28 protein-coding genes and 5 tRNA genes are annotated in these 25,919 nt (G+C 54.7%); 22 read left to right on the top strand and 11 right to left on the bottom strand.

What is annotated here, in order from left to right:
* Positions 1-10: 10 nt before the first annotated feature.
* The 16 genes from cydX (at position 11) to pnuC (ending at position 8,823) form a co-directional block, all read left to right on the top strand.
* The gene (gene cydX / locus CKK19_RS21575) at positions 11-124 is read left to right on the top strand and encodes a cytochrome bd-I oxidase subunit CydX (protein WP_014169181.1); all 114 of its coding nucleotides are present in this window, start codon (positions 11-13) and stop codon (positions 122-124) included.
* Positions 124-414, top strand: coding sequence for a cyd operon protein YbgE (ybgE, locus tag CKK19_RS21570; RefSeq protein WP_023305710.1), 291 nt, complete (start codon positions 124-126; stop codon positions 412-414). Before cydX ends, ybgE begins: the two co-directional genes overlap by 1 nt.
* A 148-nt stretch (positions 415-562) precedes the next feature.
* Positions 563-967 (top strand): tol-pal system-associated acyl-CoA thioesterase, encoded by a 405-nt coding sequence (ybgC, locus tag CKK19_RS21565; RefSeq protein WP_003858593.1) that lies wholly within the window; start codon positions 563-565, stop codon positions 965-967.
* Positions 964-1,656, top strand: a complete 693-nt coding sequence (tolQ, locus tag CKK19_RS21560) for a Tol-Pal system protein TolQ (RefSeq protein ID WP_022647470.1) — start codon at positions 964-966, stop codon at positions 1,654-1,656. The genes ybgC and tolQ overlap by 4 nt, the downstream gene beginning before the upstream one ends.
* Before the next feature lie 3 nt (positions 1,657-1,659).
* Complete coding sequence (tolR, locus tag CKK19_RS21555; RefSeq protein WP_003858589.1) at positions 1,660-2,088, top strand: colicin uptake protein TolR; 429 nt, start codon at positions 1,660-1,662, stop codon at positions 2,086-2,088.
* A gap of 28 nt (positions 2,089-2,116) precedes the next feature.
* Positions 2,117-3,388, top strand: coding sequence for a cell envelope integrity protein TolA (tolA, locus tag CKK19_RS21550; protein WP_063148000.1), 1,272 nt, complete (start codon positions 2,117-2,119; stop codon positions 3,386-3,388).
* A gap of 129 nt (positions 3,389-3,517) precedes the next feature.
* The gene (tolB, locus tag CKK19_RS21545) at positions 3,518-4,810 is read left to right on the top strand and encodes a Tol-Pal system beta propeller repeat protein TolB (RefSeq protein WP_022647472.1); all 1,293 of its coding nucleotides are present in this window, start codon (positions 3,518-3,520) and stop codon (positions 4,808-4,810) included.
* Between the two features lie 34 nt (positions 4,811-4,844).
* Positions 4,845-5,366 carry a peptidoglycan-associated lipoprotein Pal gene (gene pal / locus CKK19_RS21540; RefSeq protein ID WP_003858578.1) on the top strand — a complete coding sequence of 174 codons (522 nt, stop codon included), beginning with the start codon at positions 4,845-4,847 and terminating at the stop codon, positions 5,364-5,366.
* A gap of 9 nt (positions 5,367-5,375) precedes the next feature.
* Positions 5,376-6,164, top strand: a complete 789-nt coding sequence (cpoB, locus tag CKK19_RS21535) for a cell division protein CpoB (RefSeq protein WP_045308831.1) — start codon at positions 5,376-5,378, stop codon at positions 6,162-6,164.
* A 161-nt stretch (positions 6,165-6,325) separates the two neighbouring features.
* A tRNA-Lys gene (locus tag CKK19_RS21530) sits at positions 6,326-6,401 on the top strand.
* A gap of 27 nt (positions 6,402-6,428) precedes the next feature.
* A tRNA-Val gene (locus CKK19_RS21525) sits at positions 6,429-6,504 on the top strand.
* Between the two features lie 3 nt (positions 6,505-6,507).
* Positions 6,508-6,583: transfer RNA gene (locus tag CKK19_RS21520), tRNA-Lys, on the top strand.
* Between the two features lie 41 nt (positions 6,584-6,624).
* Positions 6,625-6,700, top strand: a tRNA-Lys gene (locus CKK19_RS21515).
* Positions 6,701-6,731: 31 nt separating this feature from the next.
* Positions 6,732-6,807: transfer RNA gene (locus CKK19_RS21510), tRNA-Lys, on the top strand.
* A 230-nt stretch (positions 6,808-7,037) separates the two neighbouring features.
* Complete coding sequence (gene nadA / locus CKK19_RS21505) at positions 7,038-8,081, top strand: quinolinate synthase NadA (protein ID WP_023299618.1); 1,044 nt, start codon at positions 7,038-7,040, stop codon at positions 8,079-8,081.
* A 22-nt stretch (positions 8,082-8,103) separates the two neighbouring features.
* Positions 8,104-8,823, top strand: coding sequence for a nicotinamide riboside transporter PnuC (gene pnuC, locus CKK19_RS21500; RefSeq protein WP_022647475.1), 720 nt, complete (start codon positions 8,104-8,106; stop codon positions 8,821-8,823).
* Here pnuC and zitB read toward each other — a convergent pair.
* Together zitB and CKK19_RS21490 are read right to left on the bottom strand one after the other, a co-directional pair.
* The gene (zitB, locus tag CKK19_RS21495; RefSeq protein WP_022647476.1) at positions 8,820-9,758 is read right to left on the bottom strand and encodes a CDF family zinc transporter ZitB; all 939 of its coding nucleotides are present in this window, start codon (positions 9,756-9,758) and stop codon (positions 8,820-8,822) included. The two genes, pnuC and zitB, sit on opposite strands and share 4 nt — an antisense overlap.
* Before the next feature lie 99 nt (positions 9,759-9,857).
* Positions 9,858-10,217 carry a protein YbgS gene (locus CKK19_RS21490; RefSeq protein ID WP_022647477.1) on the bottom strand — a complete coding sequence of 120 codons (360 nt, stop codon included), beginning with the start codon at positions 10,215-10,217 and terminating at the stop codon, positions 9,858-9,860.
* A gap of 304 nt (positions 10,218-10,521) precedes the next feature.
* Here CKK19_RS21490 and aroG point away from each other — a divergent pair, with 304 nt between their 5' ends.
* Positions 10,522-11,574, top strand: coding sequence for a 3-deoxy-7-phosphoheptulonate synthase AroG (gene aroG / locus CKK19_RS21485; protein ID WP_022647478.1), 1,053 nt, complete (start codon positions 10,522-10,524; stop codon positions 11,572-11,574).
* A 61-nt stretch (positions 11,575-11,635) separates the two neighbouring features.
* On the opposite strand, the gene gpmA is transcribed toward aroG, so the two are convergent.
* From gpmA to modE, 7 genes are all read right to left on the bottom strand, one after another.
* Positions 11,636-12,388, bottom strand: a complete 753-nt coding sequence (gene gpmA, locus CKK19_RS21480; RefSeq protein WP_003858562.1) for a 2,3-diphosphoglycerate-dependent phosphoglycerate mutase — start codon at positions 12,386-12,388, stop codon at positions 11,636-11,638.
* 273 nt (positions 12,389-12,661) lie between these two features.
* Entirely contained in the window at positions 12,662-13,705 is a 1,044-nt protein-coding gene (galM, locus tag CKK19_RS21475; RefSeq protein ID WP_225455219.1) for a galactose-1-epimerase, read from the bottom strand.
* Entirely contained in the window at positions 13,699-14,847 is a 1,149-nt protein-coding gene (gene galK, locus CKK19_RS21470) for a galactokinase (RefSeq protein WP_023305717.1), read from the bottom strand. The genes galM and galK overlap by 7 nt, the downstream gene beginning before the upstream one ends.
* 2 nt (positions 14,848-14,849) lie before the next feature.
* Positions 14,850-15,896 (bottom strand): galactose-1-phosphate uridylyltransferase, encoded by a 1,047-nt coding sequence (galT, locus tag CKK19_RS21465; protein ID WP_063147998.1) that lies wholly within the window; start codon positions 15,894-15,896, stop codon positions 14,850-14,852.
* Between the two features lie 9 nt (positions 15,897-15,905).
* Positions 15,906-16,922, bottom strand: coding sequence for a UDP-glucose 4-epimerase GalE (gene galE / locus CKK19_RS21460; RefSeq protein ID WP_063853882.1), 1,017 nt, complete (start codon positions 16,920-16,922; stop codon positions 15,906-15,908).
* 201 nt (positions 16,923-17,123) lie between these two features.
* Positions 17,124-18,596, bottom strand: a complete 1,473-nt coding sequence (gene modF, locus CKK19_RS21455) for a molybdate ABC transporter ATP-binding protein ModF (protein ID WP_022647483.1) — start codon at positions 18,594-18,596, stop codon at positions 17,124-17,126.
* A gap of 67 nt (positions 18,597-18,663) precedes the next feature.
* Positions 18,664-19,452 (bottom strand): molybdenum-dependent transcriptional regulator, encoded by a 789-nt coding sequence (modE, locus tag CKK19_RS21450; RefSeq protein ID WP_063853883.1) that lies wholly within the window; start codon positions 19,450-19,452, stop codon positions 18,664-18,666.
* Between the two features lie 127 nt (positions 19,453-19,579).
* Between modE and CKK19_RS21445 the strand changes: the two genes are divergently transcribed.
* The 4 genes from CKK19_RS21445 to modC all read left to right on the top strand — a co-directional run bounded on the left by CKK19_RS21445 (position 19,580) and on the right by modC (position 22,434).
* Positions 19,580-19,732 carry an AcrZ family multidrug efflux pump-associated protein gene (locus CKK19_RS21445; RefSeq protein ID WP_003858549.1) on the top strand — a complete coding sequence of 51 codons (153 nt, stop codon included), beginning with the start codon at positions 19,580-19,582 and terminating at the stop codon, positions 19,730-19,732.
* A 178-nt stretch (positions 19,733-19,910) separates the two neighbouring features.
* Positions 19,911-20,687: a molybdate ABC transporter substrate-binding protein gene (gene modA / locus CKK19_RS21440; RefSeq protein WP_063853884.1), complete on the top strand. Its 777-nt coding sequence runs from the start codon at positions 19,911-19,913 to the stop codon at positions 20,685-20,687.
* A complete protein-coding gene (gene modB / locus CKK19_RS21435; RefSeq protein WP_045309132.1) occupies positions 20,684-21,376 on the top strand; it encodes a molybdate ABC transporter permease subunit in 693 nt (230 codons plus the stop codon). Before modA ends, modB begins: the two co-directional genes overlap by 4 nt.
* Positions 21,376-22,434, top strand: coding sequence for a molybdenum ABC transporter ATP-binding protein ModC (gene modC / locus CKK19_RS21430; RefSeq protein WP_017384950.1), 1,059 nt, complete (start codon positions 21,376-21,378; stop codon positions 22,432-22,434). The genes modB and modC overlap by 1 nt, the downstream gene beginning before the upstream one ends.
* Here modC and CKK19_RS21425 read toward each other — a convergent pair whose 3' ends face one another.
* Positions 22,435-23,253 (bottom strand): pyridoxal phosphatase, encoded by an 819-nt coding sequence (locus CKK19_RS21425; RefSeq protein ID WP_063853885.1) that lies wholly within the window; start codon positions 23,251-23,253, stop codon positions 22,435-22,437. It abuts the gene before it with no gap.
* A 119-nt stretch (positions 23,254-23,372) separates the two neighbouring features.
* On the opposite strand from CKK19_RS21425, the gene pgl reads away from it, so the two are divergent.
* On the top strand, positions 23,373-24,368 hold the full coding sequence (pgl, locus tag CKK19_RS21420; protein ID WP_023305719.1) for a 6-phosphogluconolactonase: 996 nt from the start codon (positions 23,373-23,375) through the stop codon (positions 24,366-24,368).
* A 103-nt stretch (positions 24,369-24,471) separates the two neighbouring features.
* Here the strand turns inward: pgl and CKK19_RS21415 are convergent, their stop codons facing one another.
* On the bottom strand, positions 24,472-25,755 hold the full coding sequence (locus CKK19_RS21415; RefSeq protein WP_017384948.1) for a putative acyl-CoA thioester hydrolase: 1,284 nt from the start codon (positions 25,753-25,755) through the stop codon (positions 24,472-24,474).
* Positions 25,756-25,919 lie beyond the last annotated feature (164 nt).

The following is a 25,919-nucleotide window of genomic DNA, read 5'->3' as shown; positions in this document are numbered from 1 at the left end:
GGAGCTGAATATGTGGTATTTCGCATGGATTTTAGGGACGCTTCTTGCCTGTGCATTTGGTGTCATCACTGCCCTGGCGCTTGAGCATGTAGAAGCGTCTAAAGCAGGTGAAGATAAGCACTAATGAATATTATCGCAACGTTATATGCGGTAATGGACAAGCGCCCCCTGCGGGCGCTTTCCCTCATTATGGCATTACTGCTGGCGGGCTGTATCTTCTGGGACCCGTCGCGCTTCGCGGCTAAAACCAGCGAGCTTGAGATCTGGCACGGCTTCCTGATTATGTGGGCGGTGTGTGCAGGTGTGATTCACGGTGTCGGCTTTCATCCGAAAGCGCTTCACTGGCAGGGCATCTTCTGCCCGCTGATTGCCGATCTGGTTCTTCTCGCCGGTTTGATTTTCTTCTTCTTCTGAATAAGAAATGTCCGTTAATGATATGGGCTTACCCGAGCCCATAAAAATTTACTCTCCGTTTACTTTCCCCCATTCCAAACCATCATTCCCGCGCGTATAGTAGCGAAGTTTGAAAGCTCCAACTTTTCTTGTATTACCGGGATGTAAAGTGAATACAACGCTGTTTCGATGGCCGGTACGTGTCTATTACGAAGATACCGATGCCGGTGGTGTGGTCTACCACGCCAGCTACGTTGCTTTTTATGAACGGGCACGCACAGAGATGCTGCGCCATCATCACTTTAGTCAACAGGTGCTGTTGGCTGAGCGAGTTGCCTTCGTGGTACGCAAGATGACGCTTGAGTATTTTGCGCCTGCCAGACTCGACGATATGCTCGAAGTCCAAACAGAAATTACATCAATGCGCGGAACTTCACTGGTTTTCACGCAGCGGATAGTCAATGCAGAGAACACGGTACTGAACTCAGCTGAAGTCCTGATTGTCTGTGTTGATCCAACCATAATGAAGCCTCGTGCGCTTCCTAAGTCTATTGTCGCGGAGTTTAAGCAGTGACTGACATGAATATCCTTGATTTGTTCCTGAAGGCAAGCCTTCTGGTTAAACTTATCATGTTGATTTTGATTGGTTTTTCAATCGCATCCTGGGCCATCATCATCCAGAGAACGCGTATCCTCAATGCCGCTGGCCGCGAAGCCGAAGCGTTTGAAGATAAGTTCTGGTCGGGTATAGAGCTTTCTCGTCTCTATCAGGAAAGCCAGGGACGCCGTGATAACCTTTCAGGCTCCGAACAAATTTTTTATAGTGGTTTCAAAGAGTTCGCTCGCTTACACCGTGCTAACAACCATGCGCCGGAAGCCGTGGTAGAAGGTGCGTCGCGTGCGATGCGCATCTCCATGAATCGCGAACTGGAAAATCTTGAAACGCATATTCCTTTCCTCGGTACCGTTGGCTCCATCAGCCCGTATATCGGCCTGTTTGGTACGGTGTGGGGGATCATGCACGCCTTTATCGCCCTGGGGGCGGTGAAGCAGGCAACCTTGCAGATGGTGGCACCGGGTATCGCAGAAGCACTGATCGCGACCGCAATCGGTCTGTTCGCGGCAATTCCGGCGGTAATGGCGTACAACCGTCTGAACCAGCGCGTGAATAAACTGGAACTGAACTACGACAACTTTATGGAAGAGTTCACCGCGATTCTGCATCGTCAGGCGTTTACCAGCACCGAGAGCAACAAGGGGTAAACCATGGCCAGATCGCGTGGACGAGGTCGTCGCGAGCTCAAGTCCGAAATCAATATCGTTCCGTTACTGGACGTGCTGCTGGTGCTGCTGCTGATCTTTATGGCGACAGCGCCCATCATCACCCAGAGCGTGGAAGTGGATCTGCCGGATGCGACAGAATCACAGGCGGTAAGCACCAATGACGATCCTCCGGTCATCATTGAGGTTTCCGGCGTAGGGCAGTACAGCGTGGTGGTAGAGAAAGATCGTATGGATCAGCTTCCGCCCGAGCAGGTTATTGCTGAAGCGCAACGACGCCTGGAGTCAAATCCGAAGACGGTCTTCTTAATCGGTGGTGCGAAAGACGTACCATATGATGAAATTATCAAAGCGCTGAACTTGCTACATAGCGCGGGCGTTAAGTCAGTTGGCTTAATGACTCAGCCTATTTGATCATCTGCGTAGTTTTTGGGAACCGATAGTGTCAAAGGCAACCGAACAGAACGACAAGCTTAAGCGAGCGATAATCGTCTCCGCAGTGCTGCACGTGATTCTTTTTGCAGCGCTGATCTGGAGTTCGTTCGATGAGCACCTTGATGCATCAGGCGGCGGTGGGGGCTCGTCCATCGACGCCGTCATGGTGGATCCCGGTGCGGTAGTGCAGAACTATAATCGTCAGCAACAGCAGCAGGCGAGCGCAAAACGCGCTGAAGAGCAGCGTGAAAAACAGGCGCAACAGCAGGCGGAAGAGCTGCGTGAAAAGCAGGCCGCCGAGCAGGAGCGTCTGAAGCAGCTTGAGAAAGAGCGTTTGCAGGCGCAGGAAGCCGCGAAAGAGCAGGCGGAGCAGCAGAAACAGGCTGAAGCCGCAGCGAAGAAAGCGCAGGAACAGCAGAAGCAAGCGGAAGAGGCGGCAGCCAAGGCCGCAGCAGATGCGAAGGCGCAGGCAGATGCTCAGGCTAAGTTAGCCGCAGAAGCGGCGAAGAAAGCGGCTGCTGATGCTCAGCAGAAAGCGGAAGCCGAGGCGGCGAAGAAAGCGGCTGCTGATGCGAAGAAGAAAGCAGAAGCGGAAGCGGCGAAAAAGGCTGCTGCCGACGCACAGAAGAAAGCCGAAGCGGAAGCCGCTAAAAAAGCTGCGCAGGAAGCCGAGAAGAAAGCGGCTGCTGATGCTGCGAAAAAAGCGGCCGCCGCTGAGAAAGCTGCGGCAGAAAAAGCCGCCGCTGCGGAAAAAGCCGCTGCTGATAAAAAAGCAGCCGCTGATAAAAAAGCAGCCGCTGAGAAAGCCGCTGCCGATAAGAAAGCCGCTGCGGAAAAAGCTGCGGCTAAAAAGGCTGCTGCCGCTGAAAAAGCAGCCGCTGCTGCCGGTGTTGATGACCTGCTTGGCGACCTGAGTTCCGGTAAGAATGCACCGAAAACGGGCGGTGGGGCGAAAGGAAATGGACAGCCGTCAAAAGACAGCGGTACCTCCGGAGCCAACGGTGGGGCAACAGGTGCAGATATCAGTGCTTATGCCAAACAGATCCAGGTTGCGATTCAGAGCCGACTCTTTGATGCAGGCCTGTATCAGGGCAAGCAATGCGTACTGCACATCAATCTTGCGCCAGACGGCAGGTTGAAAAGCGTGACGTCTGAAGGGGGCGATCCTGCGCTCTGTCAGGCTGCGCTGGCCGCAGCCAGATCGGCGAACATTCCTAAACCGCCTAGCGAGGCTGTTTATGAAAGGATAAAAGATGCCAAACTGGACTTTAAGCTGTAATCAACTCTTCTAACGGAAGTATGAAAAACAGTCTATGGTCGTAAACAGGATAAGTAGTTTTGTCTATTTGGGTTTGTTAACATTCTGCTAAATTATCGTGGGTAAGGTTACCCAGATAAGGGAGATATGATGAAGCAGGCATTACGTGTAGCAGTTAGTTTTTTAATGCTGTGGGCAGCTGTACTGCACGCAGAAGTACGTATCGAGATCACCCAGGGGGTGGACTCGGCGCGTCCGATTGGTGTCGTTCCGTTCCAGTGGGCAGGCCCGGGCGCTGCGCCTGAAGATATTGGCGGCATTGTTGCAGCTGACCTGCGTAACAGCGGTAAATTTAACCCATTAGATCGTTCCCGCCTGCCTCAGCAGCCGGGTACTGCGCAGGACGTTCAGCCTGCTGCATGGTCTGCGCTGGGTATTGATGCGGTAGTTGTCGGTCAGGTTACGCCTGCACCAGACGGCGGCTATAACGTTGCGTATCAGCTGGTTGATACCGGCGGTGCGCCGGGTACCGTTCTGGCTCAGAACACGTATAAAGTGAACAAGCAGTGGCTGCGCTACGCTGGCCATACGGCGAGTGACGAAGTGTTCGAGAAGCTGACCGGTATTAAAGGTGCGTTCCGTACCCGTATCGCGTACGTGGTACAGACCAACGGCGGCCAGTTCCCTTATGAGCTGCGCGTCTCTGACTACGATGGTTACAACCAGTTCACCGTACACCGTTCACCGCAGCCGCTGATGTCTCCGGCATGGTCTCCGGACGGCTCAAAGCTGGCGTATGTGACCTTCGAAAGCGGCCGCTCCGCGCTGGTCATCCAGACGCTCTCTAACGGTGCTGTTCGTCAGGTTGCGTCATTCCCACGTCACAACGGTGCACCTGCGTTCTCTCCGGACGGTACCAAACTGGCGTTTGCCCTGTCTAAAACCGGTAGCCTGAACCTGTACGTAATGGATATTGGTTCTGGTCAGATCCGTCAGGTCACGGATGGTCGTAGCAATAACACTGAACCAACCTGGTTCCCGGACAGCCAGAATCTGGCCTTTACGTCCGACCAGGCAGGTCGTCCACAAGTTTATAAAGTGAATATCAACGGCGGAGCAGCGCAGCGTATTACCTGGGAAGGTTCTCAGAACCAGGATGCTGACGTCAGTGCCGATGGTAAAACAATGGTAATGGTCAGCACTGCGGGTGGTCAGCAGCACATTGCCAAACAAGATCTGGTAACGGGAGGCGTACAAATACTGTCGTCAACGTTCCTGGATGAAACGCCAAGTCTGGCACCTAACGGCACCATGGTAATCTACAGCTCTTCTCAGGGGATGGGATCCGTGCTGAATCTGGTTTCTACAGATGGGCGTTTCAAAGCGCGTCTTCCGGCAACTGATGGACAGGTAAAATCACCTGCCTGGTCGCCGTATCTGTAATAATAATTAATTGATTACTAAAGGAATCTTAGAAATGCAACTGAACAAAGTGCTGAAGGGGCTGATGATCGCTCTGCCTGTTATGGCAATCGCAGCGTGTTCTTCTAACAAGAACGCAAGCAATGACCAGAGCGGCGAAGGCATGATGGGTGCCGGCACCGGTATGGACGCTAACGGCAATGGCAATATGTCTTCTGAAGAGCAAGCGCGTCTTCAGATGCAGCAGTTACAGCAGAACAACATCGTTTACTTCGATCTGGATAAATACGACATCCGTTCTGACTTCGCTGCGATGCTGGATGCGCACGCAAACTTCCTGCGTAGCAACCCGTCTTACAAAGTCACCGTAGAAGGTCACGCGGACGAACGTGGTACTCCGGAGTACAACATCTCCCTGGGTGAACGTCGTGCAAACGCTGTTAAAATGTATTTGCAGGGTAAAGGCGTTTCTGCTGACCAGATCTCCATCGTTTCTTACGGTAAAGAAAAACCAGCAGTACTGGGTCACGACGAAGCGGCTTACTCCAAAAACCGTCGTGCCGTACTCGTTTACTAAGAGAATTGCATGAGCAGTAACTTCAGACATCATCTGATGAGTCTGTCGTTACTGGTTGGAATAGCGGCCCCCTGGGCCGCTTTTGCTCAGGCACCAATCAGTAGTGTCGGCTCAGGCTCGGTAGAAGACCGGGTCACTCAACTCGAGCGTATCTCTAACGCTCACAGCCAGCTTTTAACTCAACTCCAGCAGCAGCTTTCCGATAACCAGAATGATATTGATTCCCTTCGTGGTCAGATTCAGGAGAGCCAGTATCAGCTTAATCAGGTTGTGGAGCGCCAGAAGCAAATTTTGTTGCAGATGGATAGCCTGAACAGTGGCGGAGCAGCAGCACAGCCAGCAGCAGGCGATCAAAGCGGTGCGGCGACGCCTGCACCTGCGGCAGATGCCTCCCCGTCGTCAGGTGCGCCTGTACAGAGCGGTGACGCGAATACGGACTATAACGCGGCCATTGCCCTAGTACAGGACAAATCGCGCCAGGACGATGCTATCGTTGCGTTTCAGAACTTCGTTAAGAAGTACCCTGATTCTACTTATCAGCCAAATGCGAACTACTGGCTAGGTCAGTTGAATTACAACAAGGGTAAAAAGGATGATGCGGCGTTTTATTTTGCCTCTGTGGTGAAAAATTACCCGAAATCACCGAAAGCGCCGGATGCGATGTATAAAGTCGGCGTGATCATGCAGGACAAAGGCGACACTGCAAAAGCCAAAGCGGTTTATCAGCAGGTGGTTGCGAAATTCCCGGGTACAGACGGCGCCAAACAAGCGCAAAAACGTTTGAGTTCGATGGGTTGATTATCGCATGACCAGAAATCGCGTTATTTCTGGTCGTGCAGCATGATTCCTAAGCAGTTAAGTGATCTTCATCGAAATTTTTGTTGCGCAGAATTCTTAAATCAGTAATATATGCCGCCGTTGCCACGGGATATCAAACAACGTGAAAGCAGCGCAAAAGTGGGTCGTTAGCTCAGTTGGTAGAGCAGTTGACTTTTAATCAATTGGTCGCAGGTTCGAATCCTGCACGACCCACCACTTAAAGCAGTTCCGGCAGTACAGAGTGGGTGATTAGCTCAGTTGGTAGAGCATCTCCTTTACACGGAGGGGGTCGGCGGTTCGAGCCCGTCATCACCCACCACTCGGGTCGTTAGCTCAGTTGGTAGAGCAGTTGACTTTTAATCAATTGGTCGCAGGTTCGAATCCTGCACGACCCACCAATTTTATTGGTTCCGAGTGATAATTCAGGCAACACCCGAATGGGTCGTTAGCTCAGTTGGTAGAGCAGTTGACTTTTAATCAATTGGTCGCAGGTTCGAATCCTGCACGACCCACCAGCCTGAATAGATTTGAAGTACATCCCGCAAGGGGTCGTTAGCTCAGTTGGTAGAGCAGTTGACTTTTAATCAATTGGTCGCAGGTTCGAATCCTGCACGACCCACCAGTGTAGAAAGGCGCCCTAAAGGCGCCTTTTTGCTATCTGTCGTTCGCCAGTGCCTTGTAGGTCGGGTAAGGCGAAGCCACCAGCCGACAAATGCTACCGGCATCAATTCCCGATGACATTCCCCCTCAAATTCGCTATCTTGTTTAGTATATAAAACACCATTGCCTTATTTTTGTTATCTCATGCAAAACAAAGGCAATATTGTTAAGCCAGTAAAACGAGAAGCCATAATGAGTGTGATGTTTGATCCCGAAACCGCAATCTATCCCTTCCCGCCGAAGCCAGCTCCGCTAAGCCGGGATGAGAAGCAGTTCTATCGTGAAAAAATCAAGCGCCTCCTTAAAGAGCGTGATGCGGTGATGGTGGCGCATTACTACACCGACCCGGAAATTCAGCAGCTGGCGGAAGAGACGGGTGGCTGTATCTCAGACTCCCTGGAGATGGCGCGTTTCGGTGCTAAGCATTCAGCCTCCACGCTGCTGGTCGCGGGGGTTCGTTTTATGGGTGAAACGGCAAAAATCCTCAACCCGGAAAAAACGATTCTGATGCCTACGCTGAATGCCGAATGTTCTCTTGACCTCGGTTGCCCGATTGATGAGTTCACCGCCTTCTGTGATGCCCACCCTGACCGTACCGTGGTGGTCTATGCCAATACGTCTGCGGCGGTGAAAGCCCGGGCAGACTGGGTAGTAACGTCCAGTATCGCCGTTGAGCTGATTGAACATCTGGACAGCCTGGGGGAGAAAATCATCTGGGCGCCCGATCGTCACCTGGGAAACTACGTACAAAAACAGACCGGTGCGGATGTACTGTGCTGGCAGGGCGCCTGTATCGTTCACGACGAGTTTAAGACCCAGGCACTGACCCGGATGAAACGCTTATACCCGCAGGCCGCAATTCTGGTGCATCCGGAGTCGCCGCAGTCGATTGTTGAGATGGCGGACGCCGTCGGCTCAACCAGCCAGTTGATAAACGCGGCAAAAACCCTGCCGCACAAGCAGCTCATCGTGGCGACCGATCGCGGTATCTTCTATAAAATGCAGCAGGCCGTACCAGAAAAAGAGCTGCTCGAAGCGCCAACCGCCGGAGAAGGGGCGACCTGTCGAAGCTGCGCGCACTGCCCGTGGATGGCGATGAATGGACTTAAGGCGATAGCGGAGGGGCTGGAGATCGGGGGCGCAGCGCATGAGATCCACGTAGACGCCGCCCTGCGCGAAGGCGCGTTAATTCCGCTTAACCGTATGCTGGATTTTGCGGCTACACTACGTACTTAACTTATTACGCCCCGGAGAAAAAATGGATTTTTTTAGCACACAGAACATCCTGGTTCATATCCCGATTGGTGCGGGCGGCTATGACCTGTCGTGGATTGAAGCGGTAGGTACGCTGGCCGGTTTACTCTGTATCTGGCTGGCCAGCCTTGAGAAGATCAGTAACTATGCGTTCGGGCTGATAAACGTCACGCTGTTTGCGATCATCTTCTTCCAGATCCAGCTCTACGCCAGCTTGCTTCTGCAGCTGTTCTTCTTCGCGGCCAATATCTATGGCTGGTACGCCTGGTCGCGGCAAAACAGTCAGCAGGAGGCGGAGCTGCAAATCCGCTGGCTGCCGTTGCCAAAAGCCATTGCCTGGCTCGCGGCCTGCGTGGTGGCAATCGGCTTTATGACCGTCTTTATTGACCCGGTATTTGCCTTCCTGACGCGCGTGGCGGTCTCGGTCATGTCGGGTCTGGGATTAAACGTGACGATGCCTGAGCTTCAGCCTGATGCCTTCCCGTTCTGGGATTCCTGCATGATGGTGCTTTCGATTGCCGCAATGATCCTGATGACCCGTAAATACGTTGAAAACTGGCTGCTGTGGGTGGTCATCAACGTGATTAGCGTGGTGATTTTTGCCCGTCAGGGCGTTTATGCCATGTCGTTGGAGTATATGCTGCTGACCGTCATTGCCCTGAACGGTAGCCGCATGTGGATCAACAGCGCGCGTGAGCGTGGCTCTCGCGCGCTTTCCCGCTAATGGTGATGCTCGTGTGAGTGGCCGGACTGCGCCTCGTTCAGGTGACAGTCTGGCCCGTTACAAGGCTGATACTCCATCTGGATGGTGGAGTGCGCAATTTCGTAGTGATGCTCAAGGAAGTGCCGAATACGTTCAAGCAACGCATCGTGATCGTGGGGCGGAATAACCTGAACGTGCAGCGTCATAAGCGGTTTCTCACCCACCAGCCAGACGTGAACGTGGTGAACGTTACGGACTTCAGGAATGGAACGACACAGATTGCGTTTTAGCTCGCCAATATCCAGCGACGTGGGAGCGCCTTCCAGCAGTTCATTCACGCTCTCTTTCAACAGCCGCCAGGCACTGCGTAATACAAGGCACGATACCAGCACGGAAAGAATCGGGTCGATGGGGGTCCAGCCCGTACCCATAATGATCAGCGCGGCGACGATGGCACCTACGGAACCCAGCAGATCGCCCAGCACGTGAAGCGCCGCGGCCCGTACGTTCAGATTTTTTTCGCTGCTGCCGCGGTGCAATATCCAGAATGCCAGAATATTGGCGACCAACCCGGCAATAGCAATCACCATCATCGTCGTTCCGGCTACCGGTTGTGGATGACGAAAGCGCTGAAACGCCTCCCAGACGATAAGAATGGTAATAACCACCAGTGCAATCGCATTCACGAACGCAGCAAGTGTGGTCAGTCTGAGCCAGCCAAAGGTGTGGCGGGCATTGGGAGGGCGACGGGCAAACTGCACGGCCAGCAGAGCAAACAGGAGCGCGGCAGCGTCGGTCAGCATATGCCCGGCATCGGCCAGCAGCGCCAGCGATCCGGAGATCAGTCCGCCTGTCACCTCAATAATCATAAAGGTGGCAGTGACGCCAAAAGCCAGCAGAAGCCGTTTGGCATTTTCATCGCCAGTGGAGTGGGAATGGGAGTGGGAGTGCGCCATGGTATCGTTCCTGATTTATTATTATTTTTAGTGTAGCGTTTTTAAGAGCTTAAATAAAAAAGGAGAGCATTCGCTCTCCCTCTTTTACCTTACGGAAGGTTACTGGGTAGTACCGTCCGTTTTGGTATTGGCATCGCTGCCCACTTTGTCATTCGGGTCCGGGCATTTCCCGTCTTTACACATTGAGTTTTTGTGAACTTCGTCAGTGCTCATACCGTCATGGTTCATCGTGCCGGTATTCGTACCGCCGGTGTTGGTATTGCCCGTGTTGATATTACTGTTATCAACATTATTTGGCGCGATATTCTGTTTTGCATCCGGCGCAACCTGGCCCGCTTCGGCAGCGGCATTCGCGTCGCCGTTGCTGCCGGAGGAGCCTGTATCGGCTGCCAGTACGCTACCGCTTGCCAGGGTAAGGGTTGCCGTCAGGAAAAGCGTAGTCAGTTTCGTCATTTTCATCATGGTGCTCCTGTTCTTATCGTTACGCTGGATAACATTCTCCAACAGTGCATCTTGTTCAGTGGCGAAAGATCCCAGATTCCTGAATTATGTCAGGATGGAATCGCGTATAAGTATTTAAAAACAGTCGTTACAAGTAAAAAGCTTAGGCGAGATCTCATTTTTCGCTATTTTGTTGCGTATTTTAGGCGAATTCCAGGAATTATCTGCGCGAAGTGTAAAAGCCCGTTTACACTTCGTGACCGACAAGTTAGATTGAAAGCATTGCTTTCATTACTAAAGATATGGCAGAGCCGGAAAGAAGATGAATTATCAGAACGACGATTTACGCATTAAAGAGATCAATGAGTTATTACCTCCCGTAGCGCTCCTTGAAAAATTCCCCGCCACCGAAAATGCCGCCAACACGGTGTCTCATGCCCGCAAGGCGATCCACAAGATCCTGAAAGGTAGCGACGATCGTCTTCTGGTGGTCATCGGACCGTGCTCCATTCACGATCCTGCTGCGGCCAAAGAGTACGCGTCACGTCTGCTCACCCTGCGCGAAGAGCTGAAGGGCGAACTGGAAATTGTGATGCGCGTTTATTTCGAAAAACCGCGTACCACCGTGGGCTGGAAAGGGTTGATCAACGATCCGCACATGGACAACAGTTTCCAGATCAACGACGGCCTGCGTATTGCGCGTAAGCTGCTGCTGGAGATTAACGACAGCGGGCTGCCTGCTGCCGGAGAATTCCTCGATATGATCACCCCGCAGTATCTGGCTGACCTGATGAGCTGGGGCGCTATTGGTGCGCGTACGACTGAATCGCAGGTTCACCGTGAGCTGGCGTCTGGCCTGTCATGCCCGGTGGGTTTCAAAAACGGCACTGATGGCACCATCAAAGTCGCTATTGATGCCATCAATGCGGCTGGCGCGCCGCACTGCTTCCTGTCGGTGACTAAGTGGGGCCACTCGGCTATCGTGAATACCAGCGGTAATGGCGATTGCCATATCATTCTGCGCGGCGGTAAAGAGCCTAACTACAGCGCAAAACACGTGGCGGAAGTGAAGGCGGGTCTGGAGAAAGCGGGACTGGCGCCGCAGATCATGATCGATTTCAGCCATGCGAACTCAAGCAAACAGTTCAAAAAGCAGATGGAAGTTGGTGCAGACGTTTGTCAGCAAATCGCCAACGGTGAACGCGCAGTGATTGGGGTGATGATTGAGAGCCATCTGGTGGAAGGCAATCAGAACCTGGAGGGCAGCGAGCCGCTGGTCTACGGTAAGAGCGTGACGGATGCCTGCATTGGCTGGGATGATACCGATGCGATCCTGCGTCAGCTGGCGGATGCGGTAAAAGCGCGTCGCGGTTAAGTTTATCGCGGGCAATAAAAAAGCGTGGATTGCTCCACGCTTTTTTTATGTCCGGCGATAATTACTTCGCTTTACCCTGGTTCGCCACGGCCGCCGCTTTTGCAGCGATTTCGTCGGCGTTACCCAGGTAGTAATGTTTAACTGGCTTGAAGTTTTCGTCGAACTCGTACACCAGCGGCACGCCGGTAGGGATGTTCAGCTCGAGGATTTCATCTTCACCCATGTTGTCCAGGTATTTCACCAGCGCACGCAGGGAGTTACCGTGAGCAGCGATAATGACACGCTCGCCGCTTTTCAGGCGTGGCAGAATGGTTTCGTTCCAGTAAGGCACAACGCGGTCGATGGTCAGCGCCAGGCTTTCGGTCTGCGGCAGTTCAGCTTCAGTCAGCTTCGCGTAACGCGGATCGTGGCCCGGGTAGCGCTCGTCATCTTTGCTCAGCTCTGGAGGCGTGACCGCAAAACCACGACGCCACTGCTTAACCTGCTCGTCACCGTATTTTTCTGCGGTTTCTGCTTTGTTCAGACCTTGCAGCGCACCGTAGTGACGCTCGTTCAGTTTCCAGGATTTCTCAACCGGCAGCCAGGCCTGATCCAGCTCGTCCAGAATGTTCCACAGGGTATGGATGGCACGTTTCAGCACAGAGGTGTAAGCAAAGTCAAAGGTGAAGCCTTCTTCTTTCAGCAGTTTACCTGCCGCTTTTGCTTCGCTCACGCCTTTCTCGGACAGATCAACGTCATACCAACCGGTGAAGCGGTTTTCGTTGTTCCACTGGCTTTCGCCGTGGCGCACCAGGACAAGCTTAGTATTAGCCATTTCTTACTCCTCAAGCATTTTGAATGATAACAATTCTCATTATATTGCCGTGACTGTGCCAGCAGCAACGCTTAACCCTAACCATAGCGAAAATAGTTCGAGAGTGTAAGATGCATGTGAATCCAGGGTTATGATTTTGTCTGCGATCGCCGCTATTTTCAGCAAGCTGAGCGGAAAAAAGCCCTCGCGGTGAGGGCCAGGCTTTTTGCCGGATGGCGCTTCGCTTATCCGGCCTACATTCGTAGGCCCGTGCACGCGTAGCGCCGCCGGACATTATGCGCGCGGAATGAAATGATACTCTGTGACGCTTACGTACTCTTCACCCGGACGCAGCACACAGTCAGGCTGCGGCCATTCAGGATGGTTAGGACTGTCCGGCAGGAACTCGCTCTCCAGCGCCAGACCTTGCCAGGCGGCGTAGTCGTTATGTTCACGCGCCGTGGTCCCCTCCAGGTAGTTACCGGAGTAGAACTGCAGGGCAGGGGCGGTGGTGTAGACCGTCATCTGTAACTTCTCATCCGCAGACCAGACCTGTGCGGCAGGTTGAGAAAGATCGCCTTTCGCCTGCAACAGGAAAGCGTGGTCGTAGCCTTTCACCTTGCGCTGATCGTCATCACTCAGGAAATCCTGGGCGATGGTTTTCGGCTGACGGAAATCAAAGCTATTACCGCTTACCGGTTTCAGCCCCTGATAAGGGATACCCATCTCATCGACCGGCAGATACGCGTCCGCCAGGATCTGGAGTTTGTGGCTGCGGACATCGGTCTGATTGCCGTCAAGGTTGAAATAGGCGTGGTTAGTCAGGTTGACCGGGCACGGCTTGTCGACGGTCGCGCGGTACTCAATGGCGATACGATTATTTTCGGTCAGGGTAAAGCGTGCGGTTGCGGTGAGATTGCCCGGGAAGCCCTGGTCTCCGTCGAGGGAGTCCAGAGAGAACCAGACCTCACCGTCATTTTGCTGCACAATCTTCCAGCGACGTTTATCAAACCCTTCCGGGCCGCCGTGCAGCTGATTTTCACCCTGGCTGGCAAGCAGGGAATAGGTTACGCCGTCCAGCGTAAACCGGCTTCTGGCGATGCGGTTGGCGTAACGGCCTATGGATGCGCCCAGAAAAGCGGTCTGCTCGATATACTGCTCGGGCGATGCGCAGCCGAGCAGGGTTTCGCGCACGCTGCCGTCAGGCATTGGTACGCGGGCAGAAAGTAACGTTGCGCCCCAGTCCATCAGCGTAACCACCATCCCGGCGCTGTTGCGCAGGGTCAACAGGCGATACGGCAGACCATCCGGTGCGAGAGTAGGTGTTTCGTTTAGCACTGTCCGGCTCCTTGTGATGCTTTGCAGACATAGAAAGTTTCTTTGATGCCCGTTTTGGCTTCGTACTGTTTAGCCACCGCGTCCTGAATGGCAGGGACCAGCTCTTCCGGCACCAGGGCGACGACACAGCCGCCAAATCCCCCCCCGGTCATACGCACGCCGCCTTTGTCGCCAATCGTGGCTTTCACAATTTCAACCAGGGTGTCGATTTGTGGCACGGTGATTTCGAAATCGTCGCGCATGGAGGCATGCGATTCGGCCATCAGCTCGCCCATCCGTTTCAGGTCACCTTTCGCCAGCGCGGAGGCGGCTTCTACGGTACGGGCATTTTCCGTCAGCACGTGACGCACGCGCTTAGTGACAACCGGATCCAGTTCGTGGGCAACCTTGTTAAATTCGTCAAGTGAGACATCACGCAGGGCTGGCTGCTGGAAGAAGCGCGCGCCGGTTTCACACTGCTCGCGGCGGGTGTTGTACTCGCTCCCCACCAGGGTGCGTTTGAAGTTGCTGTTGATGATCACCACAGCCGCACCTTTTGGCAGTGGAACCGCTTTGGTCCCGAGGGAGCGGCAGTCAATCAGCAAAGCATGTTCTTTCTTGCCCAGCGCGGAAATCAGCTGATCCATAATGCCGCAGTTGCAGCCCACGAACTGGTTTTCCGCTTCCTGACCGTTGAGGGCGATCTGCGCCCCGTCCAGCGGCAGATGATAAAGCTGCTGGAACACGGTGCCGACCGCCACTTCCAGCGATGCGGAAGAGCTTAATCCCGCGCCTTGCGGCACGTTGCCGCTGATCACCAGATCGGCCCCGCCGAAATTCTTGTTACGCTTCAGAAGATGCTTCACCACGCCGCGAACATAGTTCGACCACTGCTGGCTGTCGTGGGTCACGATCGGTGCATCAAGGGAAAATTCGTCAATTTCGTTGCCGTAATCCGCGGCGATCACTCGCACGTTACGATCTGAACGTTTCGCGCAGGCGATCACCGTCTGGTAGTCGATGGCACACGGCAGGACAAAACCGTCGTTATAGTCGGTGTGCTCGCCGATCAGATTAACGCGGCCTGGCGCCTGGATAATATGGGTGGCAGGGTAGCCAAATTTTTCAGCAAACAGGGATTGTGTTTTATCTTTCAGACTCATTTTTAAACTCCTGATTCGCGGTAATGGACGTCGCTAACGGCACGCAGGCGTTCTGCCGCCTGTTCCGCCGTCAGGTCGCGCTGGGTTTCCGCCAGCATTTCATAGCCCACCATGAATTTACGTACCGTCGCAGAACGCAGCAGCGGCGGATAGAAGTGTGCATGTAACTGCCAGTGTTGATTCTCTTCGCCGTTAAACGGCGCACCGTGCCAGCCCATGGAATAGGGGAAGGAACACTGGAACAGGTTGTCGTAGCGGCTGGTCAGTTTTTTCAGCGCCAGGGCAAGGTCGTCTCGCTGGGCGTCGCTGAGGTCCGTAATACGCTGAACATGGGCCTTTGGCAGCAGCAGCGTTTCAAACGGCCACGCCGCCCAGTAAGGGACTACCGCAAGCCAGTGCTCGGTTTCCACCACAGTGCGGCTGCCGTCCGCCAGTTCACGCTGGGTGTAATCCACCAGCATCGGCGAACCGTTCTGGGCGAAATAGGCTTTTTGCAGCCGGTCTTCACGTTCGGCTTCGTTCGGCAGGAAGCTGTTCGCCCAGATCTGGCCGTGCGGATGCGGGTTAGAGCAGCCCATCGCCGCGCCTTTATTTTCAAATACCTGCACCCACGGATAGGTCTGGCCCAGCTCCGCCGTTTGCGCCTGCCAGGTGCTGACCACCTCTTTCAGCGCCTCAACGCTCAGCTCCGGCAGCGTTTTGCTGTGATCGGGAGAGAAGCAGATCACGCGGCTGGTGCCGCGGGCGCTTTCGCAGCGCATCAGCGGGTCATGGCTTTCCGGCGCGTCCGGCGTATCGGTCATCAGCGCCGCAAAATCGTTAGTGAAAACGAAGGTGCCTTTGTAGTTCGGGTTTGTATCGCCCGTCACGCGCGTGTTGCCCGGACAGAGGAAGCAGTCCGGATCGTGCTGTGGCAGCGACTGTTTTGCAGGCGTCTCTTGCGCCCCCTGCCAGGGGCGCTTGGCGCGATGCGGTGAAACTAAAATCCATTGCCCGCTGAGCGGGTTAAAACGACGATGCGGGTGATCGACGGGATTGAATTGCGTCATGACAAATCCTTAATCCGGATAACCCTGCGGATGGCGTGACTGCCAGTGCCAGGTATCCTGTGCCATTTCATCAAGCGTGCGGGTAACACGCCAGTTAAGCTCTTTATCCGCTTTGGTGGCATCGGCCCAGTAAGCCGGGAGGTCGCCATCACGACGCGGCGCGAAGTGATACTTCACTGGCTTGCCGCAGGCTTTACTGAAGGCATTCACCACATCCAGCACGCTGCTGCCGACGCCGGCGCCGAGGTTGTAAATATGCACGCCCGGTTTATCCGCCAGCTGCTGCATCGCCGCCACGTGGCCGTCGGCCAGATCCATCACGTGAATGTAATCGCGCACGCCGGTGCCGTCTTCGGTGGGATAATCGTTACCAAAAATCGCCAGGGAGTCGCGACGCCCTACGGCAACCTGCGCGATATACGGCATCAGGTTATTTGGAATGCCCTGCGGATCTTCACCCATGTCGCCTGACGGATGCGCGCCAACCGGGTTGAAGTAGCGCAGCAGCGCGATGCTCCACTCAGGCTGGGCTTTTTGCAGGTCGGTCAGGATCTGCTCTACCATCAGCTTGCTTTTGCCATACGGGCTTTGCGGCGTACCGGTCGGGAAGCTTTCAACGTAAGGAATTTTTGGCTGATCGCCGTAGACGGTCGCGGAAGAGCTGAAGATAAAGTTTTTAACGTTCGCCGCACGCATGGCGGAGATCAGACGCAGGGTACCGTTGACGTTGTTGTCGTAGTACTCAAGCGGTTTTGCTACCGATTCGCCCACCGCTTTCAGGCCCGCGAAGTGGATAACGGTTTCAATCGCGTGATCGTGAAGGATTTCAGTCATCAATGCTTCATTGCGGATATCGCCTTCCACGAAAGTCGGCTGTTTACCCGCAAGGCGTTCAATGACCGGCAGCACGCTGCGCTTACTGTTGCACAGGTTATCAAGAATGACGACATCGTGGCCGTTTTGCAGAAGTTGTACGCAGGTATGACTTCCTATGTAACCGCTACCACCTGTTACCAGAACTCGCATATTTCGCTCCATTAGGCTTATGGTATGAATTAACCATAGCATATCAGAGACGCGAAAAGTGTGACATGGGATAAAATAGTGGTATCGTTTACACTGGTTTTCACAGGCGCTTTTTCACAGACTGAGTGCATTGTAGATCAAAGAGATAGAGATGTATTGTTGCAGGTTGTCTGAAAAGCGGAGGGCAGCGCCCTCCACGCGTTAATCGATTTTGCTCAGCAGGTAGCGGTAATGCTCGCCGTCAGGCACAAATTCCAGCCGATGGGTGATGCAGGATGGGGCATCCTCAGCATGGTGGGAGACAAACAGCAGCTGGGTTTCACCTTCGCTAATCAGGACATCCACAAAGCGGCGGATCAGCTGACGGTTGAGGGGATCCAGCCCCTGCAACGGTTCATCAAGAATCAACAGCGTAGGATGCTTAACCAGCGCGCGGACGATCAATGCCAGCCGCTGCTGCCCCCACGACAGGCTGTGGAATGGCGCATCGGCTACCCGGTTGTCCATACCCAGAATATCCAGCCACTGCTGCGCCAGCTTGTGCTGCTTGTCGGATACCGCCTGATAAATACCAATGGAATCGAAGAAGCCAGAGAGGATCACGTTTCGCACCGTAGTGCTCACCCGATAGTCCAGATGCAGGCTGCTGCTAACATAACCGATATGCTTTTTGATATCCCAGATGGTTTCCCCGCTGCCGCGGCGGCGGCCGAAGAGGGTCAAATCGTTGCTGTAACCCTGCGGGTGATCGCCAGTGATCAGGCTTAGCAGCGTGGATTTACCCGCCCCGTTGGGGCCGACGATCTGCCAGTGCTCACCAGGATTAACCGTCCAGCTGAGATGATTAAGAATAGGGCGATCGTCGTAAGCAACCACCCCATCGCGCAGCACAATGCGCGGCTGGTCAGGATCCAGCCCGTGGCGTGCCGAAGGGGCATCCGGCTCCGGCAGCGCAATACCGTCCAGTTTCTCGCTGTGGGCCAGCTGTGCAATTAGCGCCTGCCGGAGCAGTACGGCTTTCTCGCCGGTTTCGGTCAGGCTACAGTCCGCCAGCACGCCCGCGTAATGTACGAAATCCGGGATCTCATCAAAGCGGTTAAGGACCAGCACAAGGGTGTATCCCTGCTGGTTAAGCGACGCCAGCAACGCTGCCAGCTGCGCGCGGGACTGCACATCCAGTCCGTCAAACGGTTCATCCAGAATCAGGAGTTCCGGCTCGCTCATCAGCGCCTGGCACAGCAGCGTTTTGCGCGTCTCGCCGGTAGAGAGATATTTAAAGCGGCGGTTAAGCAGGGCGGTAATGCCAAATTGCTCCGCCAGCTGCTGACAGCGGGCAGGATCTTTTATCTCATCCTGGATAATGTCCGCCGTCGTGCGGCCGGTATCTTCTTCGCCGGGGCTGAGCAAATCGGTATTGTTACGCTGCCACTCATCGCTGACCAGCTTTTGCAGCTGTTCGAAGGAAAGGCGCGTCAGCCGGGTAAAGGTGCACTGACGCTCACCCTTCAGCTGGGTTAATTCGCCTGCCAGAGCGCGGGCCAGCGCGGATTTTCCGCTGCCATTCGTGCCCACAAACGCCCAGCTTTCTCCGGCGCGAAGGGTTAACTCTGGCAGCGATAAGGTACGGGTATCGCTAAGACGAAACGTGCCTTGCGAAATATGCAATGATGACATGTGTTATCCCATTTTTTGCAGCAACAGATGTCAGGGATACTCAGTGTTGGTGGGGTTGTCAATGCGCTTAGCACAATGTTGCGATAATTACCCGGTCTGCATTGAAATATGCGGTCACCACAGCACCTTCATCTAATTCGGTCGCGTCGTTCACCGGAACGGTGGCGCAGAGCGACTGTCCATCCGGCAGGGTCATCAGCACTTCACACTGTTCTGCGCCGCGCTCGATGTGGCTGATACGCCCGCGTAGCTGGTTGTCGGCCTCGGCGGCCTGCTCAGGGTTAAGCGTGATGCTGATCCAGGGCGCTTTGAGTAATACCAGCACTTCCTGACCTTCGTTCAGCCCGAGGCGTTGACCGCTTTGCGTGGTGATGGCGGCTTTCAGGCGCGTTGTGCCGTCCGCGAGCAGGATCTCAATATGCTCCTGCACCTGCGAATGATCGCGCCCCGTCACCGTACCAAACCACTGGTTGCGGGCGCTGGTCTGCAAAGAGAAACGGGAGATGGCGCCCAGCAGGCTGTCCAGCGGCAGGTTGTCGTCATCGCTCAGCACATCAAATGCTTTTTGCTGGATCTGCGCCAGTAAGTCATAGAGCTGGATCAGGCGTTGCCCGTAACGCGTCAACACGGCACCGCCGCCGCCTTTTCCGCCGGTGGCGCGCTCTACCAGCGTTTGTTCGCTCAGGGTGTTCATGTCGTTAATCGCATCCCAGGCGCTTTTATAGCTGATGCCGGCGTTTTTGGCTCCCTGGCTAATCGAGCCAGTTTGTTCTATTTGTTTTAACAGGGCGATGCGTCGCGGATCGGCGAAAAGCTTCTGCTGAAGTCGTAGGGTGAGGAGAATTTCGGCCTGCATAACAATGTCCCGGCAAAAAGGTTATTGTGACCCAAATGTCCGGGTGCGGAAAGCGCACCGCACAAAAGGGGATGTTTTTCTTACTTTTCAGGGTAGAATAAGCCGTTCACAAGATCTGGAGAAAACCATGTTAGAGTTGTTGAAAAGTCTGGTATTCGCGGTAATCATGGTGCCAGTAGTGATGGCTATCATCCTCGGTGCCATCTACGGCCTGGGTGAAGTGTTCAACGTCTTTTCGAACATTGGTCATCGTCGTGACCAGCCTAAAAAGCAGCAATGATTTCCTCCAAAACGCCCGGCCAGCCCGGGCGTTTTGCTCTCAAGTTTATTCCTCTCCCGCCGATATCTTTTACAACGTTCCTTGAGTTTACGCATTAATGGGTACGATTTAGCGCTAGGAACGCCTGCGATATGTCGTTATATTTGTTTGTATATAACGATACGCACAGGAGCTTCAAATGGCACGTTCATGGGTACGCCTTTTCGCAGGGGCAACGCTGACTCTCTCACTCACCGGCCACGCGCTGGCGGATGAAGGAAAAATCACGGTCTTTGCGGCGGCGTCGCTGACTAACGCGATGCAGGGTATTGCTGCGGTATACAAAAAAGAGAAAAACGTCGAGGTCGTTTCGTCGTTTGCCTCCTCGTCCACGCTGGCCCGCCAGATTGAAGCGGGGGCACCCGCGGATCTGTTCATCTCTGCCGATCAGAAATGGATGGATTACGCGGTGGAGAAAAAATCTGTTGATACGGCTACCCGCGAAACCCTGCTGGGAAATAGCCTGGTGGTGGTCGCGCCCGCAAACAGCAAGCAGGGCGACATCTCCATCAACAAACAGACGGACTGGACCCGTCTGCTCAACGGTGGCCGTCTGGCGGTGGGCGATCCGGAGCATGTTCCTGCCGGGATTTATGCGAAAGAAGCGCTACAAAAACTGGGCGCATGGGAGACCTTATCGCCGAAGCTGGCTCCCGCAGAAGATGTGCGCGGCGCGCTGGCACTGGTGGAGCGTAACGAAGCCCCACTCGGGATCGTTTACGGCTCCGATGCCGTCGCCAGTAAAGGTGTGAAGGTGGTCGGTACCTTCCCGGAAGACTCGCATAAGAAAGTAGAATATCCTGTTGCGATAGTTGATGGACATAAAAATGCGACCGTGACGGCCTTCGTTGACTACCTGAAGGGGCCTGAAGCGTCCGCTATCTTTAAACGTTACGGATTTACGACTCACGAATGATATTGACCGAACCTGAATGGCAGGCCGTGCTGCTGAGCCTGAAAGTCTCTTCCCTGGCGGTTGCGCTGAGTTTGCCCTTTGGGGTGTTCTTTGCCTGGTTACTGGTTCGCGTGAAGTTTCCAGGCAAAGCCCTGCTCGACAGTGTTCTCCATCTTCCGCTCGTGTTACCGCCTGTGGTGGTCGGCTATCTGCTGCTGATCTCCATGGGGCGACGCGGTTTTATCGGCGAATGGCTGTACGACTGGTTCGGCCTGACCTTTGCTTTCAGCTGGCGCGGCGCGGTTCTGGCCGCGGCAGTAATGTCCTTCCCGCTAATGGTGCGCGCTATCCGCCTGGCGCTGGAAGGGGTGGATATACGGCTAGAGCAGGCCGCCCGCACGCTGGGCGCAGGCCGCTGGCGGGTATTTCTGACCATTACGCTTCCGCTCACCTTACCGGGCATTATCGTCGGTACGGTGTTAGCCTTCGCCCGCTCACTGGGTGAGTTCGGCGCGACCATCACCTTTGTGTCCAACATTCCCGGCGAGACGCGGACCATCCCGTCGGCCATGTATACCCTGATTCAAACCCCGGGTGGCGAAAGTGCGGCGGCCCGGCTGTGTATTATTTCGATTGTACTCGCCCTGGTCTCGCTGCTGGTGTCTGAATGGCTGGCGCGCCTTAGCCGTGAACGGATGGGGAAACCGTGATGCTGGAACTCAACTTTACGCAAACCCTGGGCAGCCACACTCTGACGCTTAACGAAACGCTGCCTGCCAGCGGTATCACCGCCATTTTTGGCGTTTCCGGGGCAGGGAAAACGTCGCTGATTAATGCGATTAGCGGCCTGACGCGTCCCCAGTCTGGCAGAATTGTGTTAAATAACCGCGTCTTAAACGACGCGGAGAAGAAGGTCTGCCTGTCACCGGATAAGCGCCGCATCGGCTATGTGTTTCAGGATGCGCGCCTGTTTCCGCACTACAGCGTGCGCGGAAATCTGCGCTATGGCATGGCAAAAAGCATGGCCGGACAGTTCGATAAGCTGGTGGCGCTGCTGGGCATCGAACCGCTGCTCGATCGTCTCCCGTCTTCGCTGTCGGGTGGTGAAAAACAGCGCGTGGCGATTGGCCGCGCCCTGTTAACCGCGCCGGAATTGTTGCTGCTGGATGAGCCGCTGGCCTCGCTGGATATTCCGCGCAAGCGCGAGTTGCTGCCGTATCTGCAACGTCTGGCGCGGGAAATCAACGTGCCCATGCTGTACGTCAGCCATTCGCTGGATGAGATCTTACATCTGGCCGACAAAGTGCTGGTGCTGGAGGCGGGCAGGGTGAAGGCATTCGGCAATCTGGAAGAGGTATGGGGCAGCAGCGTTATGCATCCGTGGCTGCCAAAGGAGCAGCAGAGCAGCATTCTGAAGGTGAGCGTGCTGGAGCACCATCCACATTATGCGATGACCGCGCTGGCGCTGGGTGACCAGCATTTGTGGGTGAATAAAATCGATACGCCGATTCAGTCCACGTTACGGATCCGCATTCAGGCGTCGGATGTCTCCCTGGTGCTGCAACCGCCGCTGCAAACCAGTATCCGCAATATTTTGCGCGCAAAAGTGGCGCAGTGTTTTGATGATAACGGCCAGGTAGAAGTGCAACTGGAAGTGGGCAACAGAACGCTGTGGGCGCGCATCAGCCCGTGGGCCAGGGATGAGTTAGGCATCAAGCCTGGCCTGTGGCTTTACGCGCAAATCAAGAGCGTCTCTATCACCGCCTGATTACAGCAGGTGGGTATAAATATACTGCGCGATGCTGTCGGTGGTGTTATCGCCAATCACCACGTTAGCACGCGCTTTCACCGCATCATCGGCGTTGCCCATCGCCACGCCCGTTCCGGCCGCTTCCAGCATGCTGATGTCGTTATAGTTATCGCCGAAGGCAATCACGTCCTGCATTGACCAGCCCTGTGACTCAACGAACTGGGTCAAACGCTTTCCTTTGCTGTTGCCTTTACGGGCGATATCCACCTGATCGTGCCAGGACCATTCACATTCCAGACCCAGCGTATGCTCGACATGTTTTGCGAAGGTGTTCAGTTTGGCGGTGTCTTCATCGGTCAGGGCAAATTTCCAGATTGCCTGGACGTCTTCCGCCGCCTGGCGCAGGGAGGAAACCTGAGTGAACACCGGACGCTGCGCTTCCGGCAGAGACAGGGCCCAGTTGCTGGTGCGGATCACATGGCCGGTAGGGCGTTCATACAGCATGGCGTTATCCACATACATCAGGCCGTGAATCGCGTGCTCATCCAGTAAATCAATCAATTGCAGCGCCTGCGGAGCGGGAAGCGGATCAGAGGTTAAAACCTTTTTTGCCTGATAATCATACAAATAAGTGCCATTACAACAAATTGCAGGTGTATCTAAGCCCAGTGCCTGATAAAAAGGATGAATGGCTACGTGATGTCGACCCGTTACGATGAGAAGTTGATACCCCGCTTCCCGGGCTCGTTTGAGGGCCTCAAGAGAAGAGGGGAGCAGGGTTTTCTGAGGGGTAAGCAGTGTTCCGTCTAAATCCAGGGCAATCACTCGCGAGGTCATTTTTTCTTCCGGGTTAATGTTGAATTTAAGGTCTGTCGGGATGGTACACCGAGAGCGGAACCCTGCAAAATCCCGGACTACAATTCAGCATTCACCGTTAAAAATAATCAGGAGTATTCATGAAACAAACCGTTTATACCGCCAGTCCTGAAAGTCAGCAGATCCATGTCTGGCGTTTGAATACAGAAGGTTCGCTTACGCTGGTTCAGGTTGTTGATGTGCCAGGCCAGGTGCAGCCGATGGTCGTCAGCCCGGATAAACGTTTTCTTTATGTCGGGGTACGCCCGGAATTCCGCGTACTCGCATACCGCATCTCCCCGGATGACGGCGCGCTGACCTATACCGCAGAAGCGCCGCTGCCGGGCAGCCCGACCCATATTTCTACCGACCATAAAGGCAACTTTATCTTCAGCGGCTCCTACAATGCAGGCTGCGTGAGCGTCACCCGCCTGGAAGACGGTATTCCCGTTGAAACCGTCGACGTGGTAGAAGGGCTTGAGGGTTGCCACTCCGCCAACATTTCGCCGGATAACCGCACGCTGTGGGTGCCAGCGCTGAAGCAGGATCGCATCTGCCTGTTTACCCTGAGCGATGACGGTCATCTGGTCGCGCAGAGCCCGGCGGAAGTCACCACCGTGGAAGGCGCAGGCCCGCGCCATATGGTCTTCCACCCGAATCAGCAGTATGCCTATGTCGTTAACGAGCTGAACAGCTCGGTAGATGTCTGGGAGCTGAACGATCCTAACGGGCAGATCGAGTGTGTACAGACGCTGGACATGATGCCAGCTGATTTCTCCGACACACGCTGGGCGGCAGACATTCACATCACGCCCGATGGCCGCCACCTGTATGCCTGTGACCGTACCTCCAGTCTGATCACCGTCTTCAGCGTCTCAGAAGATGGCAGCGTTCTGGCAGTTGAGGGCTTCCAGCCGACAGAAACCCAGCCGCGCGGCTTTAATGTCGACCACAGCGGCAAATACCTGATTGCGGCGGGGCAGAAATCCCACCACATCGCGCTCTATGAAATCAAAGGCGTGCAGGGTCTACTGGAAGAGAAAGGACGCTATGCGGTCGGACAAGGGCCGATGTGGGTTGTAATTAACGCTCACTGATCCGTAGACGAAAAAAAACCTCGCACATGCGAGGTTTTTTTATGCGTGGTTAATGCATGAGGTAGGCCGGGTAAGGCGTAGCCGCCACCCGGCAGCAGGCATTTTACTGCTTCGGTTCAGCAACCACTTTGCTACCCAGACCGCGGTTGTTGTATTCCCACATGCGGTTGAAGTTAGCGTCGTTCAGGTTACGCTGCACGTTGTCTTTATCATCCACCGTGCCGGTGTTGCCGGAGAAAGGACGTTTCGAGATCGCCGCATCCGCCCACGGTTTCGCCATGTTAAAGCCTTCGTTAATCACGCTGTCGCGGATCACGACCTGGCCGTTAGTGGCGGAGTCCACGTCCAGAGAGCGGCCAAGCTGCGCCACGCCATCGCCAGCAGCAGTAAAGCGGCTATTCACGGCCAGGAAGCCATAGAACAGATTGGACTGCGTGGCCGGGGCAAAGACGTAACCTTCCTGCTGCGTACGTGAATTCACCACGCGGAAGTCGGTGTTATCAAACACCACCGCGCCGCGACCGGAGACCATATCCACGTCGCCTTCAATGTAGCTGTTGGTGACCAGAGTACGCGTCAGACGATTGTTCTGAAGGGTATTCTGCACGCCGCTGTTGGTCACGAAGAAGGTATTCTGGCGGCCCAGGATATTGACGTTGTTAATCTGTACCTTGTCGCCATCGCTACGCAGCGCCACGGCCTGGTGATTACCTGCGTCAACGCTGTCGCCCAGGGTGTTCTGAATGGTCAGGTTCTGCAATTGCAGGCCATTGTTCTGTGACCAGAATACCGCCGAGCACATCACGCCAATGGTGGCGGCACGTTTGCGCTGGCAGTTATCAAACATATACCACGCCGGTTTACCTGGCATGTATTTACCGGCCGGGTTCACCAGATGGCGCCAGGTGGTGCTGTCGATCTCTGAATCAATCGCCAGGCCAATTTTCACGTCGACCGCTTTTTCGCCAAGTCCGTAAAGCGTAATGCTTCCCGGTGCAGCCGGAACATAAACGGTTCCTTCGTATTCACCCGGCAGGATGGCAATGTACTGACGAGATGCGCTGTGTTTGGTGATTGCGGCATCAACAGCTGCCTGAATTGAGGTGTGCGTAACGCCCTCTGCCCCGGCCGGGCCGACAACGAAGTCTGGCTGTTTCGGCAGGTTAATAGAAGAAGGCGTCCACGGGGCTGCATTGGGATCCATCGCCGAGAAATAGTGCGCACGGGTGAAGTTCTTCGCTTCAGCCGCTGACAGGATCGGACGGGAAGCGGTGCCCGGAGCAACCTGCTCAGAAGGTTGCTGATCCGGTGGTGTTGAACTGCAAGCGGATAAAGTCACGCCAAAGGCGAGTGCCAACGCCAGACGGGAAATCCTGGAAATATTCAAGGTAATGCTCCTGGGTATGCAAGTCTTATCTGAATAGACGAAATAGCCTGCTTTTTTATACTAAGTTGAGCGAAACGGGAAGATAAAAACGGGAAAAGTTGCATTTTTGCCCGCAGGCGACGGGAAAGTCATCACAAATAAATAACATTTTCCTGCAAGGCGGT

The organism is Enterobacter sp. CCUG 70166 (genome assembly GCF_020224095.1).
GTDB lineage: Bacteria > Pseudomonadota > Gammaproteobacteria > Enterobacterales > Enterobacteriaceae > Enterobacter > Enterobacter intestinihominis.
The sequence above is the reverse complement of the archived record's forward strand: the minus strand, read 5'-3'. Positions and strand labels throughout refer to the sequence as shown.